This is a genomic window from Rhizobium sp. Root1220, from assembly GCF_001426265.1.
Lineage (GTDB): Bacteria > Pseudomonadota > Alphaproteobacteria > Rhizobiales > Rhizobiaceae > Rhizobium.
In genome coordinates this window covers 46,337-64,442 of sequence record NZ_LMDG01000010.1, presented here as the reverse complement: position 1 = coordinate 64,442, position 18,106 = coordinate 46,337, and the positions used below count along the sequence as shown (strand labels likewise).

Below are 18,106 nucleotides of genomic sequence, written 5' to 3'. Positions count from 1 at the left end.
CCGTCAGTTGACGGCCGTCGAGATATGAAGCCTTGTCCACCACGTCGACGTCGACACGTCGCCGATGTCCTTCTGGCCGGTCTCATTGAACTTCGCCGGTAGCGGCATCTCCGGGGGCACATGATCCGGGCCGCTGACGCAGCCCGCCAATACTGACAATGCCGCTAGGATTGCATATCGGCGCATAAAGCCTCCACTGCGAATGCTGAGCTATTCGTTACCAACTAATTGCAGCTCATGGTTAATTTTTCACTTCCTCCGTTCTTCCCCATGCCTCAACTCTTCGGGGGAGCCGATTGCGCATCGCAGGATGCGGCCACAGGGTGGCCAAGCCTTAAAATATCATTGCATTCTAATCGATAGGATGTTATCTAAATTCCCATGAAGACCGATCGGACACGCACATGGGTTGAGTTCGCGCCGTTGCTTATGATTTGCGGGCGTGGCTGGCGCCGAGCGTTGAATGCCGCTTTGACCGAGCACAATCTCTCCGACGCCAGTGCCGCGCCGCTGATCGCATTGTTGCGCCACGGTGATCGCATACCGCAGGGCGTTCTGGCCGAGCGTGTCGGCGTGGAGGGCCCGACGCTCGTGCGCGTGCTCGATAGTTTGGAGAGCGATGGCTTAATTTCCCGAGTTCCCGATGAGGCGGACCGGCGGATTAAGCTGGTGCAACTCACCGCAGCGGGCACAGCGGTCGCCGAGCGCGCCGAAAGCTGTGCGGCAGAGCTGCGAGAACAGATCCTTGGCGAGCTGGATCCCGAGCAGGTCGATGCCGCCTTGGCGGTACTGCGGGCTGTCGCGGTCAAGACCGCGGCCCTAGCCGGAATACAGGAAAATGACCAGTAGCAAGCATACGATGGCGCCTAGTCTCGGCGACGTCGTCTTTTCCATAAAGACTTTCGCGGCGGCAATGCTGGCCCTTGTGATTGCGCTATGCTTCGATCTGACCAACCCCTACTGGGCTGTCGGCACGGTCTATATCGTTGCGCATCCGCTGTCAGGGGCCAGTACGTCCAAAGCGATCTATAGATTGATCGGCACGGTGGTCGGCGGCGCAGTCACGGTCATTTTGATCCCGAATCTCGTCAACTCGCCTGAATTGCTGACGCTGGCCATCGCACTATGGATGGCATTCTGCCTGGGCATCAGTCTGCTCGACCGTACGCCACGCAGCTATGGCTTCATGCTCGCGGGCTACACCACGGCGCTGACCGGGTTTCCTGTCGTGGCAAACCCGGATACGGCTTTCACCTACGCGACGGCCCGCGTCGAGGAAATCGCGCTCGGCATCATCTGCGCGGCGGTCGTCAACCGGATTATCTTCCCGCGCCATGCAGGCCCGGTCCTTGCAGCCCGAATCAATGCCTGGCTGCGCGACGGCGCACACCTTGCGATCGGTACACTGAACGGCAGGGGGCGCGATCCGTCGCTTCTTGCTGCCTCGCGCAGGCTGGCTGCAGACGCAGTCGACCTGCACAGCTTCACCACGCACGTCGCTTACGACACATCGGGGCTCCGCGAGAAAGTCGGGCGCACACGAATGCTGCAACACCGGATGGTCGCAATGTTGCCCATCGTCTCCGGTCTGTCCGACGTACTTCATGCACTGGAAAAGGCGACCGGCGGCCAGTTTACGCCTTCGGTGAACAAGCTGGTCGTAGACGTCGTTGCTTTGCTCGAAAGCGGACAGCCGCTCGCCGAGGAGAAGCGGCAAGAGTTGCTCGTCCTGATGGCTGAGGCCGAGGAAGAAGGGCGCCTGCAGCAGGAATGGAATGGGCTTCTGGCTCACAACATCACCGCCCGTGTGCGTGATCTGGTGCAGATATGGGGTGATTGCCTTAGCCTGAAGCAGGATATCGAATCGGGTTCGCGTCACGATCTGCGCTGGCGTCGCTTTGGCACCTCGTTCGACAGGGTGCCGATACACAAGGACTACGGGATGGCCTTGCACTCCGGTCTTTCCGTTGTCCTCGCGACCGGGATCGCCACGGCGCTATGGATCCAGACGGGCTGGCCGCAAGGCAGTGCCGCGGCAATGATGGCAGGCGTCCTATGCTGCATCTTCGCGACGATGGACGACCCGGCGCCAGCCATGCTGAAGTTCGTATATGTCGCGATCATCACCGTCCTCGCAGCTTTTCTTTTCGAATTCGGGTTGATGCCGCTGATCCACGGCTATGTCGCGCTGGCCGCTGCGCTCGGTCTCGTGCTGGTGCCCGCGGGCGTGCTCATGACGCGACCGTCGACCGCGCTCTATGGCCTGGGATTCTGCGTCAACCTGCCAAACATGCTTGGCTTGCAGGACCGCCTCAGCCTCGACCTTGCCTCCTTCATCAATTCCAACACGGCGATGGTGGTGGGAATGGTTGTGGCATGCGGCACGACGATGCTGGTGCGCTCCGTTGGCGCGGAGTGGGCCGCCCACCGCCTGCTGCGGTCCGGCTGGATCGACATCGTGGCCGCGGCACGCCGACCGGAGGGTGTCGACTTCACGCGACTACTCTACCAGATGGTCGACCGTTTTGGCCTGGCAGCGCCAAAGCTGGCGATGATTCAGGCGGAATCCGCGGTTGCCCGGTCCGACATTCTGCGCGATCTGCGCAACGGCCTGAATACGATAGAGCTGCAGCGGCACAAGCAATTGCTGGCCCGGGACAAACACACTGCAATCGACGACGTTCTGTCGGGTATCGCTGCGCATTACCAGGAAAAGCAAAAGCGGCGCGATGCACAGCCGGCCGAAGGGTTGCGCGAAACCCTCGATCGGTCGCTGCTTTCGCTCGCTGACCCCGGTAAATCGTCTGCCGTCGAGGGCGCGCGCCGCGCAGTGACGGCGCTGAGATACAGCCTTTACCCGGATGCTGCGTCCTTCAAGGATGATGTGTCCGGCGTCGCTGATCAGGCCGCGAAGGAGCATGCAGCATGAGACCCGAAATCGACCTCTACGGCGTCTTCATCCCGACGCTCGCCGCGATTGCCGTCGCGGCCTATCTACTGAACGGCATCCTCAGGCGGGTGCTGGCTTCGATCGGCTTCTACCGGCTTGTATGGCACAGGCCGCTGTTTGATACGGCCATGTATTTCTGTCTGCTTGGCGCGTTGGCGCTGTCACTCAACAAGGTGTCGTTATGATATCGCTCCTCGCTTACTCAGGCCGTTTCCTGCTTACGGGCGTCGTCGTCGCGCTGGCGGGAGTGCTTGGTTGGCATCTCTGGGGCTACTACATGGACGAGCCGTGGACGCGTGACGGCAAGGTGCGCGCCGATGTCGTTCGCCTTGCGTCCGACGTCTCCGGCATCGTCAGCGAGGTGGATGCCAGGGACAACCAAGCTGTCCACAAGGGCGACGTGATTTTTCGTATCGACCAGGCACGATTCGCCTTGGCTTTGCGGCAGGCAGAGGCGCAGATGGTGAGCAGCAAAGCGGCTCTTGATATGGCGAAAAGCGATCTCGAACTCTATCGCAAGCTGGGCGAGAGCTCCGTGACACGTCAGAAAATCCAGCAGGCGGAAGCGACCGTTCAGCAGGACGAAGCCGCTCACAGCCAAGCGATCATCAGCCGTGATACGGCGCAACTCAATCTCGACCGGTCGATCGTGCGCGCGCCGGTGAACGGCATCCTGACGAATTTTTCCATGAAACCGGGCAACTACGTGACAGCTGGAACAGCGGTGACGGCCCTGATCGACAGCGATTCCTACTATGTCGCCGGCTACTTCGAAGAGAACAAGCTCGATCGCATCAAGGTCGGCGACGAAGCTCTGATCTACCTCATGGGCAACAAGAGCCCGCTCAAGGGCCACGTCGATGGTGTTGCCGGTGGTATTGAGGATCGTGAGCGCAGCGATACCAGCGCCCAGCTTGCCAATGTAACACCGACCTTCACATGGGTTCGCCTGGCGCAACGCATCCCCGTACGCGTTGCGCTCGACGTGCTTCCAGCGGGCACATCGCTTGTCGCTGGCCGTACAGCTAGCGTGACCATCGTCAACTAAGAGCGAAGCAGTCGGTCACCTTTGGAAATTCACCTGTCCGAGCGTGCGTTTCCAAGGATGCCCGGCTGACTCCATGCGCCGGATGAATGCAAGGCCGCCGGTGTGGCAAGTTCTTCAACTGAAGCTTCTGCTGCCTCAGCTTTCACCTCCGGCCTGGGTTTTCACCTGCATCTGCCGTACTGCCGACGCCGCGGCCGCGGCACCGCCCTTGTCGTCGCCGCCGACCTGCACTGTCGGCTGCGCGAACTCGATGCCAGCCTTCTTGAAGGCCTCGCGGATCATGGCATAGGCCTTGCGGCGGATGTAGGTCTGCTGGCCGGGTACGGTGGTCATGGCGAAGCTCAGCACGATGCCGTAGTCCCCGAACTCCTCCACGCCCTTCATCTTCAGCGGCTGTATGAAGAGCGGACCAACCTCGGGGTCGGCCTGCAATTCGGCGCCAATCGCCTTGGCGATCTTGCGGGCTTGCGCGATGTCGGTATCGTAGCCGACCGAGATCCGGAATTTGTCGATAACCCAGTCGCGGCTCATGTTTTCGACGGCGCCCAATTCTCCAAACGGCACGGTAAACACCGGTCCGCGGTGGTGGCGCAGACGCACGGAGCGCAGGCTGAAGGATTCGACCGTGCCCTTGTAGCTCCCCGACTGGATGTATTCACCCACACGGAATGCGTCGTCGAGCATATAGAACACGCCGCTGATGACGTCCTTGACGAGCGTTTGCGATCCGAAACCGATCGCGACACCGAAAATGCCTGCGCCGGCGATCAAAGGTCCGATTTCGACGCCCAGTTCCGCTAGCACGATCAACGCGGCGACCACGAGCACGACAACCGCGATGACGTTGCGGAAGATAGGCAGAAGTGTACGCAGGCGGCTGGCACGGGCAAGCGCTCCCGGTGCCGCGGCTTCGCCGGTGGCCGACTGCTGAAGCTTCCTGTCTATGAAAGCCCGCAGCAGATGCCAGATGAGATCGGCAAGCAGGATCACGATCACGCTTTTCAGGAGGCCGAAGACAATCGCTGTCATGGCCGGGTTTCCGTGGCCCAAGGTGTCCGGATTGAGGCTCCAGACCATCGCGAGCCAGGCTGCCGCGAGCAGGATGACGACGGCGCGGCTGCCGCGCGATGCAAGGACGGTTCTCGCATCGTTCAATGCCGCCCCCGGTCGGGCCGCGGAAAACACCTCGGCGGCGCTGCCCACCGTCCGCAGGACACCCGGCAGGGCGATTGCATAGATGCCAAGCCAGAACAGTCCCTTGAGGCCGATGCACCACAGGAGCCAGATGGCTACAAGGTAGCAAACCAGACCGACTTTGCGGACGCGCACCGCGGTTGAAAGTTTCCACACGCCTTCAATCGCGACAAACAAAAGGATCACGGAAAAGCAATGGGCGATTGCGGAGCGTACGGCCGGGTCGACACCCAGTGGAGGTCCCAGGGCGGTAAGCGAGGAGCCAACGAGCAGGACGGCGAAAAACAGCCGGATCCGGCTGCGGATCCGGGCGTCTGTCGTTGCGAATTCAACGATGGCGGACAGGCACCGGTATGCGACGAATGCGAGCAGGTAGGTCAGCAAAACGATGCGAGCGAGAGGTGGCCATTCGACAGAGAAAAACACGATTGCCATCGTCGCCGCAAATGCCACCACAGGCAGGAAACTTGCGGCAATAGGCGAACCGGCCATGCGTGCAGACAGATATCGGCGGAACAGCGCCTCGGCTATAGCGCCCAGCAGGATCAGACCGGCGAAGATCACAAGAACCGGCGCGTAGCCGTGATCCAGGGCATCGTTTCTCGTTCTTGCCGCGGCCGCTGCAAGCTCGGACGGAATACGAGGCAACGAGGCGAAGATGCTGCCGATGCGATTCCGCATCGACCGTTCCCATTGCGTCAGCGCTGCAGCTGGTTCGATTTCGGCGGGTGCGGCCGCTTCGGTCTTCCGGCTTTGCAGCCACGATTGGACATCGGGATCCTGCAGCAGCTTGAGGAGTTCGTCTATCTTTGCAGGTGGCGTTCGCGTCTCCTGCGCTGCGACGGTGGTGAATGACAGGAGGACAATGAACAGGAGGGCAATCAATCTCGTCATGCTGCGCTATCCCCAAACTGAAAATTCGTGTCACAACCGAATCCCCGGCGCGGCACGCGCTGCTCGTTGTTCCAGAGGCACCGGCCGGTTCAACCGGAACGGATTGCAGCACGACGTGGGCTGCCGGGCTTCCGGAATACGACATTGCGCCACCCTCGCTGCCGATCACGATCAGGACACAATACGAAAACGCGAGAGGGACGTAAGTGCATGATCGCAAAATAACGCGTATACGTCGATTTATCCGGGCCTTTTCGGGTGTTTTTCGACAAATCAGGCGTCACATCACGCGATCGGCCAGAAAATCTATAAAAGTCCGGACGCGTTTCGCCAAGTGTTCGTGTCCGGCATAGACGGCGTGGATGAGTTCGATGTCGTCGGGATTGAATGTCTCAAGCACGGGGACGAGCGTTCCGGCATCGAGATATGGCTGCACGTGAAAGCGTCCGACACGGGCGAGACCCATGCCTTCGAGGCACAGCGCGCGCACCGTCGGCCCGTTGTTCGCCTCGAAGTTTCCGCTGACTGCCTTGGAGAACAGGTCGCGTGTGTCGGGCTCTCGAAACGGCCACTCTTCCAGCGTCGGGCGAAAGCTGAATGTCAGGCAATTGTGCCGGTCAAGATCGCCAGGTTTTTCTGGCAGGCCGAATTTATCGAGATAGGCGGGAGACGCGACGATGACCCTTCGGCTTTCGAGAAGCTTGCGGGCCTTCAGCGATGTATCGCGAAGGTTGCCCGAGCGTATCGCCACATCGGTTCGCTCTCCGACGATATCGACAAGCCCGTCGTTCAGCGACAGTTCGAGCTGAACCTCGGGGTAGGTGGCAAGGTAGTCCCTGACAAGCGGCACCACGTACTGGACGCCAAAACCCACCGAGGCGGTCACCCGTAGCCGGCCTCTCGGTACGGCCGCGCCGCCTGCCGCAACAGCTTGCTCTGTTTCGGTGATTTCTTCGAGAATTCGCCGGGCGCGTTCCAGATAGACCTCGCCCTCCGGCGTGAGCTGCAAATGTCGGGTCGTTCGAACCATCAGCCGTGTGCCGAGGCGTTCCTCCAGGCGCGTCACCAGCTTGCTGACGGCGGAGGGGGACAATCGCAGCCTGCGACCAGCCGCCGAAAAGCTTTGGAGCGTGGCGGCTTCCACGAATACTTCCATCTCGCCGGCGCGGTTGTCCATGTGGCCTCCTATGAATTTTGTTCACAAGTACTTTGACTATATACCATCTTTTGGAAAAACTGGCAGTCCCTCATATGTTGATCAGTCAACCATGCCGGCAAGACCGGCCGATCATTCGAGGCACATCATGCCAATAGCTCTCTTTGCCCTGACGATCGCGGCCTACGCGATCGGAACTACGGAGTTCGTCATCGTCGGCTTGCTGCCGACCGTGGCAACCGACCTGCACATAACGTTGCCCCTGGCAGGGTTGATCGTCAGCGTCTATGCCCTCGGCGTCACCTTCGGCGCGCCGATACTGACCGCCCTTACCGGGCGGATCGAACGGAAGCCGCTGCTGCTTGGCCTTATGGCGCTCTTCGTTGTCGGCAACGGCATGGCCGCTCTCAGCCAAAGCTACTCGCCGCTGCTTGTCGCGCGCGTCCTTTCGGCCTTTGCGCACGGCGTCTTCTTCTCTGTCGGATCGACGATTGCCGCGGATCTCGTTCCTGAAAACCGTCGTGCCTCCGCCATTGCGATGATGTTCATGGGATTGACGGTCGCCATCGTCACCGGTGTTCCGCTCGGCACCTTCATCGGCCAGGTGTTCGGCTGGCGCGCAACCTTTGCTGCCGTCGCAGGCCTGGGGGTGTTCGCCTTTCTTGCCATCGCGCTGCTTCTCCCGTCGAACCTGAAGAAGGCACCCGCGGCAACGATCGGCGATCAGATAAAGGTTCTTGGCAGCGGCCGTCTCCTCATCGTCTTTGCCATGACTGCGCTTGGATATGGCGGCACCTTCGTCACCTTCACTTTCCTCGCATCGATCCTGCAGGAGGTCACCGGCTTCGCAGAGTCGACTGTCGGCATCATCCTCGTGCTCTATGGCATTGCCATTGCAGCTGGAAATGTCATCGGCGGCCGGCTGGCCAATCGCGATCCGGTACGGGCGCTGACAGGCCTGTTCATAGCCCAGGCCGTGGTCCTCGTGCTGTTCAGCTTCACGGCCGTCTCACCATGGCTGGCGATCCCAACACTGGCGGCACTTGGCTTCCTGTCCTTCGCCAATGTCCCCGGCCTTCAGATCTACGTCGTGCAGCTTGCCAAGCAGGTGCGCCCTGCCGCCGTGGATGTCGCCTCGGCGTTGAACATCGCTGCGTTCAACCTCGGCATCGCTGCCGGAGCCTGGATCGGCGGCCTGGTGGTCGAATCCTCGCTTGGTCTCGGCGCAACCCCCTGGGTCGGGGCGATCCTCGTCGCCGCTGCCGTAGGCCTCACGCTCTGGAGTGGCGCCCTGGACCGCCGCTCCCAAGGAACCGCCGGCACTGCCACGCAACCCGCCTGAACCAAGAACAAAGGAAGCAATCATGAAATTCGTCACCGCAAACGGCGCCTCGATACCGGCCCTCGGCTTCGGAACGTTCCGCATGCCCGGTCCCGATACCGAACGCATGGTGTCGCACGTACTGAAGAACGGATATCGCCATATCGACACGGCGCAGATCTATGGCAACGAGGCGGAGGTTGGTGAGGGGATCATGCGATCCGGCATTTCGCGCACGGACGTCTTCCTGACCACCAAGGTCTGGGTTGAAAACTATGCACACGCAGCATTTGTCGCCTCCGTGGACGAAAGCCTGAAAAAACTGAAGACAGACTATGTCGACCTTTTGCTGTTGCACTGGCCAAACGAAACGGTGCCTTTGGCCGAGCAGGTCGCTGCGCTGAATGATGTCGCCAATGCCGGCAAGGTGCGACACATCGGCGTATCCAATTTCACCGCGGCCCTGATGAAACAGGCAGTCGGGCTCAGCGCATTGCCGCTTGTTAACAATCAGATCGAGTATCATCCCTATCTCGACCAGACGCCGGTCGTCGATGTTGCCCGCGAATTGGGAATATCGCTGACCGCATATTACGCCATGGCGGACGGCAAGGTCCTCGTCGATCCCGTCTTGAAGGCCATTGCGGCGGCCCACGGAAAATCGGTCGCGCAGATCGTCCTTCGCTGGATCGTCCAGCAGGGCTTTGTCACTCTATCGAAGACAGTGTCGGAAAAGCGTGCGAGCGAGAACGCCGCGATCTTCGATTTCGAGTTGAATGCCAGCGAGATGACGGCGATCCATGCTCTGGCCCGGAGCGACGGTCGCATCGTCAGCCCGGACGGTCTTGCCCCGGTGTGGGACAAGGCAGCCTAGCCGTCCACTCGCAATCGGACCCAAGCGCCGTAGGGCGTGGCCCGCAAGCCGCGCCCTACATCCGGGAGAGAGTGACGATCGGCATTCCCCCGGCATCGAGAAGCAAGAGCTTGCCTGTCGCAGAATCGATACGCCAGCCGCGAACATCCTTTAACGCTGCATGAAACTTGGCTTCCTGATCCATGACGGCGGGTGGGCAAGCCATCCGGGTGCTTCCAAGCAGGCCGAATGTGATCTTGTCGCCGGTAATCGTTGCGTTGCCGAACATCCGATTGCAGCCACCGCTGCCACTGACGCTGCCATCCGCTGCCAGTTCCAGAACCGTCTGAAGATCATCGATGACGCCGCGGCCGCGGATATCCTCGGCCAGCCAGTGTCCTGCCAGCCCGACCTGCTGCTGCGGTTTGGAGGCGACCCGGGCGACGCGTTCGCGATGCGGGACCGTACCACTTGGTGTTTGCATTTTTGCGATTGCGGGTGCGGCGGTGATCGCTAGTACGCCCAAGACCACGAGCAGCCGCGACAAACCCTTGACACGCATTATTGTCTCCTCCCAGACGTGACCGACGCCGAAAAGCTAGGTCGTACGAACGCGTTTGCTATGGAGCGCCTGACACATGGCGTTGCATGAACGCTCCGGCAGTGGCAAGCGCGCGTCGCCCCGGCTCAAGATGGGCGTTCCATAGCGGCCATGCATGGATCATGTGCGGCCAGATTTCCAAGGTGACGGCGACATCCGCGCCGCCTGCGGCGGCTGCAAGGCGGGTAGCGTCGGCAAGCAGCGTCTCGGCGGAGCCCACCTGCACGAGGAGAGGGGGCAGGCCTTTCAGATCGGCATGGAGCGGCGAAACGCGTGGGTCCGTGCGGTCTATGCCCAAACCGAGATAGGCATCCGCCAGCTCGCCGAGATAGGCCGTGTGGATGATCGGATCGATTGCGTCCTTGGTCGCCAGCGTCGTGCCCGACATTGTCAGGTCGGTCCATGGCGAGATCAGCCAGCCACAGGCAGGCAACGCTGCCCCTTCGTCTCGCAAGCCGGTGAGGAGCGAGAGCGTGATCCCGCCACCGGCGCTGTCGCCGCCGACAACGATGTTCTCTGCAGCAAAGTCCTGGCGGCGCAGGAAACGCCAGGCGGCTATCGCGTCTTCAAGGGCCGCCGGGAACGGGTTTTCCGGGGCAAGGCGATAGGCGACGGCAAGTGTGCGTATACCTGCCGCACGACCGGCTTCCGTTACCAGACGGCGATGGCTTTGGATGGAACCCGAGCAATAGCCGCCGCCGTGAAAGAAGAGCAGGACGCGCGAGGGATCGCTGCCGGGCGCGAGGGACCATTCTCCCGATATGCCGTCCACGTCTACTGGTTCGAGATCGATGTCTTCTTCTACCGGCCAGATCGAGCCGACTTCATCGAGCCTCTGTCTTCGCTCAGCCCACCCCACGGGGCGGGGCTTGGAACCGAGTAACGTACGGATCGCATCGACTTCGCTTTGGTCAGTCATTTTTGAATCCACCCGGGAGCCCAAGCTTCGTAGCCTGAAAGCCTTCATCGACGGGATACGGTTGTCAATGGGTGGGCCCGGGCCGAAGAACACTGATGCCCGTCTGCATCTAGGCACAATTTTCCGCCGGCAGGCAGAGGTCCGCGAGTGCTGTCTGCCTTGACCTATTGGCGATTAGGGTTCATAGGATTCGAAATATATTGAAAGCCTAATGCACCGTAAGGTTGACGACCTGGAGCCGAGGGGGCTCATCCATGGCAGCTGTAGTGCGTGTAGTGACGGCCAGGATTTCTCGTTCCAATATCAGCCAGACTTATTGTGATTTCGTGGGTTGCGGGTTGGTTCGCGACCTCGGAAACCGTGTTGCACGGGAGTAAGCTGACGCCTCGTAGGGAGGGCGTCTGATCTGAGAGGGACAAGGGTCATGAGGTTTTATGCAAGGGGTGCCGCCGTTGTCGTGTTGGGCGTGACGGCGATCTGCGGTTCGGGTAGAGCAGCCGACGTTACTCAGCTTCTCGCTCCTGGCGCCGAGCAGGTGGAGACACAAAGCGGTTGGACGTTCACGCTGGCTCCATATTTCTGGGGTGCGGGCATGTCCGGCGATATCGCCCAGTTCGGGTTGCCGGAAGTGCATGTCGATGCGAGCTTCAGCGACATCTTCGACCACCTCGATTTTGCTGCGATGGCAATCGGCGAAGCGCGATACGGACGCTATAGTGTCTTTGGCGACGTCATCTATACCAAGCTTTCCAATGATGCCTCGACGCGGCGCGGAATCGTCGCCGACAGCATCGAGGTCACGTCCAAGACATTCGCAGGCCTATTGGGAGCGGGGTACACTGTTGTTGAAGGTCCGAGCGGCAATCTCGACGTCGTAGGTGCGGCGAGGCTCTGGTCGGCGGATACGACAATCTCCTTCAACGGTGGTCTTCTTGGCGGTGTCGAAAGGGACGACGACGCCACGTGGGTCGATGCTTTGGCGGGCGTCAAAGGAAGTTTCTTCTTTACACCGAGCATTTACGCAACAGGCTGGGCGATGGTCGGCGCAGGCGGGGCTGACCTCGATTGGGATGTGATGGCGGGCGTCGGCTACAAGTTCAACGAAACCGTTTCAGCGGTCGCCGGCTACCGCGCGCTGGGTGTTGACTACCGCAACGACGGCTTTGTCTTCGACGTCGTCCAGCAAGGACCTATCCTTGGTGTCGCGATCCGTTTCTAGGGGTCGCCGGCACGCTTGTACAAACCTGCAATGGCGCCTGAAGGGAGGTGGCATGGCCGAAGTTGAGGAGTGTGGCGGGCGCGTCCGCCGGGCGTCCGGTTGTGCCTGGCTGGGTTGGATCGTATTGACGCCGTTGTTGATCGGTCTGTCGGGCTGCGGCGGCCATCCCAGAGACGTACTGTTGCCGGTGGCCGACACGGCCCCGTCATCGAGCAAGGTGGACATGTTGGTGGCGACCACGCGCCGTTCGTCCACGGTACCGGGTGAAATGTTCTCCGGCGAACGCGGGCTAGCTCCAGCTTTTGCCAATATCACCGTTTCCATTCCACCGACGACAGTCCGGAAGGAGGGCGACGTTGCCTGGCCCAAGCGGCTGCCCGCCAATCCGGCGACCGATTTCGCGACGATGAAGGCGGAGGAAATTCCCGTGGATGCCGCAAAGGCGTGGCTCAATGCTTCGGTGAAGAAAAGCCCGGACCATAGCGCGCTTGTTTTCATCCATGGTTTCAACAATCGATTCGAGGATGCCGTCTACCGGTTTGCGCAGATCGTCGAGGACTCGGGTGTTCACAGCGCACCCGTTCTGGTGACCTGGCCGTCGAGGGGAAGCCTGCTGGCCTATGGATACGACAGGGAAAGCACGAATTATTCGCGCAACGCGCTTGAAGCGCTGTTTCAATATCTGGCGCGCGATTCACAGGTGAAGGAGGTTTCCGTACTCGCTCACTCCATGGGCAACTGGCTCGCGCTGGAAGCGCTGCGCCAGATGGCGATCCGCAATGGCGAACTCCCGGCAAAATTCAAGAACGTGATGCTCGCGGCTCCCGATGTGGATGTCGATGTGTTTCGCTCGATGATCGCCGACATGGGCAAGCCGCATCCGCAGTTTACGCTTTTCGTGTCGCGCGACGACAAGGCGCTGGCGTTTTCGCGCCGGATCTGGGGTGATATTCCTCGCCTGGGGGCAATCGATCCGGAGCAGGCTCCCTACAAACAGGAACTGGAATCCAACAAGATCACGGTCATCGATCTGACCAAGATTAAAGTTGGTGACAAGCTCAATCACAGCAAGTTCGCCGAGTCCCCGCAGATCGTTCAACTCATCGGCCAGCGCATCTCCGAAGGGCAGACCTTGACCGACAGTCGGGTAGGTCTCGGCGACCAGATCCTGGAAGCGACGACCGGGACGGCTGCCGCGGCCGGCAATGCCGCCGGCTTGATCCTTGCCGCACCGGTCGCGATAGTCGATCAGAACACACGCGACAACTACGCCAACCAGGTAGGCCAGTTGGCCGGGTCGGCAAACAGCCATGCGAAGGCCACAGCAAGCCCGACCTGCAATAACGGACAGAACGTTACGCCGCCATGCCATCGCTAGGTGGATATCCCGACGCCTACACGAGCAGTAAGAAAGCCAATGCGCCACCAAACGTGGTTGCTTTTTTAAGGCCAGAAGACCGAACTCACGCAAGCATCGAGTTCGGCCTTCGTATCAGTGAGGGCGTTGCTCGCTTCAAGTCCGGAGTGAGCGGAATCCTGCCCGCAATTCGTCGCAGAACACTTTCGGCTGCTCCCAGGCGGCAAAGTGCCCGCCCTTGGCCAGTTTGTTGAAGTAGATCAGGTTTGGATAAGCCTTCTCCGTCCAGCTCCGCGGCGCCGCGTAGATCTCGTCGGGAAAGACGCTGACTGCGACCGGTATCCTGACGTCCTTCGGCTGGAAGAACGCCAGCTTGTTTTCCCAGTAAAGACGTGCGGAAGACACGGCGGTGTTCGTCAGCCAGTAGAGGGTCACATTGTCGAGAATGTCGTCGCGCGACAGACCTTCGGATGTTCCGTCGAACACGCGCGCGATCAACTCGTAGCTCCGGATGTCGTGGTCGATCATCCATGCCGCCAGACCGACAGGTGAATCGGTGATGCCAACGAGTGTCTGGGGCCGGTTCGCCATTTCAATCGCATATCCAAGACCATGGGCGTAGAAGTCCGCGAGCTGGTCGTAGGCATGAGATTCGTCGGCCGACAAACCATCCGGCTTTTTGCCGCCCGGTTGCAAAGCAGTCGCGATGTCAGCCGGTACGGTCGCCGGCATGTTGACGTGAATTCCGAGAAGTTCAGGTGGCGCGATGAGTGCCATCTGCTCGGTGATTGCGTCCCCCCAATCGCCACCTTGCGCCACGTATCGGGCGTAGCCGAGGCGCTTCATCAACTCGATCCAGGCGTGGGCGATCCGAACGGGATCCCAACCCTTTTCCGTTGGCTTTCCCGAGAAGCCGTAGCCCGGAATCGAGGGGATGACGACGTCGAACGCGTCGGATGGCGAATCGCCGCCAGATGCCGGGTTCGTTAGCGGCCCGACGATCTTCATCTGCTCGATGATCGATCCTGGCCAGCCATGGGTGACGATGATCGGCAGCGCAGCTTCGTGCTTGGACTTCACGTGGATGAAGTGAATTTCAACTCCATCGATTGTCGTGACGAACTGGGGAAGAGCGGCGAGCTTTGCCTCGACCTTCCGCCAGTCGTAGTCCGTGGCCCAGTATTTCGCCAGTTTCTCGATGGTCGCGGACTGAACGCCTTGCGACGTGTCGTTGACGATTTCTCGCTCGGGGAAACGTGTGGCCTTGATGCGGCGGCGAAGTTCCTCGAGCTCGGCGTCGGTCGCCTTGTACTTGAACGGACGGATTTCTTTCCCATCGCTCTTGGCGATCGCGGCCTTCAACGGAAGCACACTTAGCGCCCCAGCGACGGCAGCAGTGGCAAGAAGGGTTCGACGAGTGACTGATTGTGTGGGCATGCAACTCTCCATTTGTTGGTAACCGGACGTGCCGGAGCCTCCCACTCGCAGTGGGCGCGATCTATTGCACCATGGTGTCGCCTATACCATTGGATCGGAGCGGTCCCGGTCGCACCGATGGCCGCCGAGGCCAAGGCAGCCGTCACGGGTCATCGAGCAAGTCAGACTCGATACCGGCGGCTGCGGCGGCCCTACGACCGCGAGTAATTCTCGCGACGCCTTTCCAGATAGAGACCCATCCGGAAAGATAGCCGGTTCAATTCGGCAGGGTCTCGCCGGACTGCTCTTTTACGAGGTAGTCGGCGTACCATGCCGGCCAGGCGTCGTCATGCTTGCCACCCTGGCGTTTTTCATGCTCTCCGTGGGCGACGGCGGCCCTTTGCAGTGCGCCGGCAAGATCGCTGGCCGACGAGAACGCCGCACCTTTGCCGTCGATACGGCCCGGAAATCTTGTCGTGACCTCCTGGAACAACCAGCCGTTACCGTCCGGATCGGAGAAGGAGGCGAAGGAGCCGTAGCTGGAACGCGAGGGATGCGGTCCAGGCAAGCGCCCTTCGGCGCCTTTGTGGTGGAAGACGCCGTCTGCATCGTGGAAGACGACGCTCATCTCCGCACCGCGAGAGGCGAGCGCGGCGTGGGCTTTCTCGATGTCGGATACGACGAGGTGCAGCCCTTGCGCGGAGCCTGGCGCGGCGGCCGTCACCTTCGATCCGAAAATGACTGAGCAGGGCGAACCGGGTGGCGTCACCTGGACGACCCTGAAGCCGTCCTTGCCGGAGACGTCGGCATCGAGCCGCCAGCCTAGGCGGGTGTAGAAGGACTTTGCCCGGTCGACGTCGGATACGGGAATGACGACGACCTCAAGCTTCATGTCGATGCCGTCGACACGCGCGGCCGTCGGTTTGTCCTGATCCTGGACGGTCATTTCGATCTCCCTCGTTTGGAATGCGTCAGCGGCTTTCTCGCCACGCCGGGGACGATGCGCCCATGCCGGGTGACTGTCCATTGTGCGAAGGTGTCGGAACGGCAAGCGCGCGGCAAACCGGTCCATAGGTACCGGCAATACCTTGGTGCAATAGCGTCCGGGCCGAAGCAGGCCGATCCCTGTATGGCACATAGACGAAGGACGTCATGTCAGTTGGAGCGGAGCCAGGACTGCCCAAAGGCGCCACCTCGCCGCGTGGGACGAGCCCGGACTGCGCTGACGATCCAACACGTGATGCTTAAGACAGGAGAGACAACATGACGAAACTGCTCAAGGGTACCGCGCTCATCACGGGCGCGTCTTCGGGGATCGGGGCGTTCTATGCCGACAGGCTGGCGCGACGCGGCTACGACCTTATAATTGTGGCGCGGAACCAGGAATCGCTTTCAAGGGTGGGCGAGGATATTGCGAATGCGACGGGTCGAAGCGTGACAACCGTGCGAGCTGACCTAGGTTATCGCGAGGATCTCCTGAAGATCGAAGGAATTCTCCGGAGCGATGCGTCGATCACCATGCTCGTCAACAATGCCGGCGTCGGCGCCGTAGAACCTCTCTTGATGTCGGATGTGGACGCCATGGAGCGCATGATCAGTGTCAACGTCACGGCGTTGACCCGCCTGGTCTATGCCGCCGCTCCTTCCTTCGTGGCGCGCGGGCACGGAACGATCATCAACATGGCCTCCGCATTGGGGATCGCACCCGAAGTCCTCAATGGCGTCTATGGCGCGACGAAAGCATTCGTTATCGCCCTGACATTTTCCCTTGAGAAGGAACTGGCGCAGAAGAACATCCGCATCCAGGCGGTTCTTCCCGGCGCCGTCGAAACTCCGTTCTGGGAGTCCTCTGGAGGCTCGCTCGACCGCCTGCCCGACCAGATCGTCATGAAGGCGGAGGACGCGGTCGACGCAGCGCTTGCGGGTCTGGACATGGGCGAGTTGATCACTCTTCCGTCGGTGCCCGACATCGACGATTGGACCGCTTACGAGGCAGCGCGCCAGAAGCTGATGCCGAATCTCTCGCGGAATATTCCGGCTCGACGCTATATGGAAGCGGCACTCGCTTCCCGATGAAAGCGTCGACGCGTACGACCTCAATGAAAGCACTCCAAATGCGAGATGAGCGATGCCCAACCGCGATCTATTGAAACGCTTTGCGCGCGTGTGCCTGATGCAAGGACCAACGCCGATCCAGCGGTTGGCTCGTCTCGAGCAGGTGCTTGGCGAACAACGACGAGGCGTTTCCATCTGGGCAAAGAGGGACGATCTCATGGAACTCGGCGGCGGAGGCAACAAGCTCCGGAAGCTCGAGTTTCTGATAGGCCAGGCGAAGTCGGAAGGGTGCGACACGGTCGTGGCGATCGGCGGGGTTCAGTCGAACCTCGGCAGACTGGCCGCCGCTGCCTGTGCGCGGACCGGGCTCGCCTGCGAACTGGTGCTGGCGCAGATGGTGGCCCGTGACAGCGAGATCTACAAACGCAACGGCAACGTGCTGCTGGATGAGTTGTTTGGCGCACGGGTTCATATCCTTTCGAGAGGTGACGATCCAGCTGAATTCGCCTCGCGTCGCGTAGCCGAGATCGCCACTTCGGGGCGGAAGGCGTTCATCGCGACCCTCGGCGGTTCGACGCCGGTCGGGTGTCTCGGATATGTCGATTGCGCTTTCGAAATTGCGATGCAGTCGGCCGAGATGGGCACCGATTTCGACCATGTCGTCATTCCGAACGGTAGCGGCGGCATGCACGCCGGCCTCGTGGCCGGAACGGTGATCGCCGGCAGTGATCTTTCCCGGATCAAGGCCCACACCGTTCTGTCACCTGCGGACGCATGTGTCCTTGCCACAGTCGAGAAGGTCAACGCGGTTTTCGAGATCCTATCGAGGGATGACCGTGTAGAGCCGAAAGACTTGACGATAAGCGGCGCCCAACTGGGTGGCGGCTACGGGGTGCCGACGCCGGAGATGATCGAGGCGGTGAGGCTCGTCGGTCGGTCGGAAGGCCTGCTTCTCGATCCTGTATACGGGGGCAAGGCGTTCGCCGGTCTGCTTTCCGACATTGAAGGCGGCATCATCGCGCCAGGATCGAACGTCCTGTTCGTGATGACAGGAGGTACACCCGGGCTCTATGCATATGCTGATGCCCTTAACGGACACTGATCCCCGACAAAGAATCGTCAA

Annotated in this window: 16 protein-coding genes and 1 pseudogene; 10 read left to right on the top strand and 7 right to left on the bottom strand. The window is 60.8% G+C overall.

Annotated features, from left to right (window positions below):
* Positions 1-33 precede the first annotated feature (33 nt).
* Positions 34-186, bottom strand: a pseudogene (locus ASC90_RS09045) (nodulation protein NodT); the annotation flags it as partial.
* A 195-nt stretch (positions 187-381) separates the two neighbouring features.
* Here ASC90_RS09045 and ASC90_RS09040 point away from each other — a divergent pair.
* Genes ASC90_RS09040 through ASC90_RS09025 form a run of 4 tightly spaced genes read left to right on the top strand, consistent with a single transcriptional unit; the run spans position 382 to position 3,998 of the window.
* Positions 382-849: a MarR family transcriptional regulator gene (locus ASC90_RS09040; protein ID WP_056538544.1), complete on the top strand. Its 468-nt coding sequence runs from the start codon at positions 382-384 to the stop codon at positions 847-849.
* Positions 839-2,929, top strand: a complete 2,091-nt coding sequence (locus ASC90_RS09035; protein WP_056538541.1) for an FUSC family protein — start codon at positions 839-841, stop codon at positions 2,927-2,929. The genes ASC90_RS09040 and ASC90_RS09035 overlap by 11 nt, the downstream gene beginning before the upstream one ends.
* Positions 2,926-3,135 (top strand): DUF1656 domain-containing protein, encoded by a 210-nt coding sequence (locus ASC90_RS09030; RefSeq protein WP_056538539.1) that lies wholly within the window; start codon positions 2,926-2,928, stop codon positions 3,133-3,135. The genes ASC90_RS09035 and ASC90_RS09030 overlap by 4 nt, the downstream gene beginning before the upstream one ends.
* A complete protein-coding gene (locus ASC90_RS09025; RefSeq protein ID WP_056538536.1) occupies positions 3,132-3,998 on the top strand; it encodes an HlyD family secretion protein in 867 nt (288 codons plus the stop codon). Before ASC90_RS09030 ends, ASC90_RS09025 begins: the two co-directional genes overlap by 4 nt.
* Positions 3,999-4,133: 135 nt before the next feature.
* Here ASC90_RS09025 and ASC90_RS09020 read toward each other — a convergent pair whose 3' ends face one another.
* Positions 4,134-6,086, bottom strand: coding sequence for a mechanosensitive ion channel family protein (locus tag ASC90_RS09020; protein ID WP_056538533.1), 1,953 nt, complete (start codon positions 6,084-6,086; stop codon positions 4,134-4,136).
* Positions 6,087-6,366: 280 nt separating this feature from the next.
* Positions 6,367-7,263 (bottom strand): LysR family transcriptional regulator, encoded by an 897-nt coding sequence (locus tag ASC90_RS09015; RefSeq protein ID WP_056538529.1) that lies wholly within the window; start codon positions 7,261-7,263, stop codon positions 6,367-6,369.
* Positions 7,264-7,390: 127 nt separating this feature from the next.
* Here ASC90_RS09015 and ASC90_RS09010 point away from each other — a divergent pair, with 127 nt between their 5' ends.
* Together ASC90_RS09010 and ASC90_RS09005 are read left to right on the top strand one after the other, a co-directional pair.
* Positions 7,391-8,584 (top strand): MFS transporter, encoded by a 1,194-nt coding sequence (locus ASC90_RS09010; protein WP_056538574.1) that lies wholly within the window; start codon positions 7,391-7,393, stop codon positions 8,582-8,584.
* A 22-nt stretch (positions 8,585-8,606) separates the two neighbouring features.
* The gene (locus tag ASC90_RS09005; protein ID WP_056538525.1) at positions 8,607-9,437 is read left to right on the top strand and encodes an aldo/keto reductase; all 831 of its coding nucleotides are present in this window, start codon (positions 8,607-8,609) and stop codon (positions 9,435-9,437) included.
* A gap of 55 nt (positions 9,438-9,492) precedes the next feature.
* On the opposite strand, the gene ASC90_RS09000 is transcribed toward ASC90_RS09005, so the two are convergent.
* Positions 9,493-9,978 carry an META domain-containing protein gene (locus ASC90_RS09000; protein WP_056538523.1) on the bottom strand — a complete coding sequence of 162 codons (486 nt, stop codon included), beginning with the start codon at positions 9,976-9,978 and terminating at the stop codon, positions 9,493-9,495.
* A 58-nt stretch (positions 9,979-10,036) separates the two neighbouring features.
* Positions 10,037-10,936 carry an alpha/beta hydrolase gene (locus ASC90_RS08995; RefSeq protein WP_056538521.1) on the bottom strand — a complete coding sequence of 300 codons (900 nt, stop codon included), beginning with the start codon at positions 10,934-10,936 and terminating at the stop codon, positions 10,037-10,039.
* A gap of 424 nt (positions 10,937-11,360) precedes the next feature.
* Here ASC90_RS08995 and ASC90_RS08990 point away from each other — a divergent pair, with 424 nt between their 5' ends.
* Positions 11,361-12,155, top strand: coding sequence for a hypothetical protein (locus ASC90_RS08990; RefSeq protein ID WP_056538518.1), 795 nt, complete (start codon positions 11,361-11,363; stop codon positions 12,153-12,155).
* A 139-nt stretch (positions 12,156-12,294) separates the two neighbouring features.
* Complete coding sequence (locus ASC90_RS08985; protein WP_056538571.1) at positions 12,295-13,533, top strand: alpha/beta hydrolase; 1,239 nt, start codon at positions 12,295-12,297, stop codon at positions 13,531-13,533.
* 135 nt (positions 13,534-13,668) lie between these two features.
* On the opposite strand, the gene ASC90_RS08980 is transcribed toward ASC90_RS08985, so the two are convergent.
* Both ASC90_RS08980 and ASC90_RS08975 read right to left on the bottom strand, forming a co-directional pair.
* Positions 13,669-14,949, bottom strand: coding sequence for an epoxide hydrolase family protein (locus tag ASC90_RS08980; protein WP_056538516.1), 1,281 nt, complete (start codon positions 14,947-14,949; stop codon positions 13,669-13,671).
* A 256-nt stretch (positions 14,950-15,205) separates the two neighbouring features.
* Entirely contained in the window at positions 15,206-15,874 is a 669-nt protein-coding gene (locus ASC90_RS08975) for a VOC family protein (RefSeq protein WP_056538513.1), read from the bottom strand.
* Between the two features lie 317 nt (positions 15,875-16,191).
* Between ASC90_RS08975 and ASC90_RS08970 the strand changes: the two genes are divergently transcribed.
* On the top strand, positions 16,192-17,004 hold the full coding sequence (locus ASC90_RS08970; RefSeq protein WP_056538510.1) for an SDR family oxidoreductase: 813 nt from the start codon (positions 16,192-16,194) through the stop codon (positions 17,002-17,004).
* Positions 17,005-17,056: 52 nt separating this feature from the next.
* Positions 17,057-18,085 carry a D-cysteine desulfhydrase family protein gene (locus tag ASC90_RS08965; protein WP_056538507.1) on the top strand — a complete coding sequence of 343 codons (1,029 nt, stop codon included), beginning with the start codon at positions 17,057-17,059 and terminating at the stop codon, positions 18,083-18,085.
* The last annotated feature ends 21 nt before the right edge of the window (positions 18,086-18,106 follow it).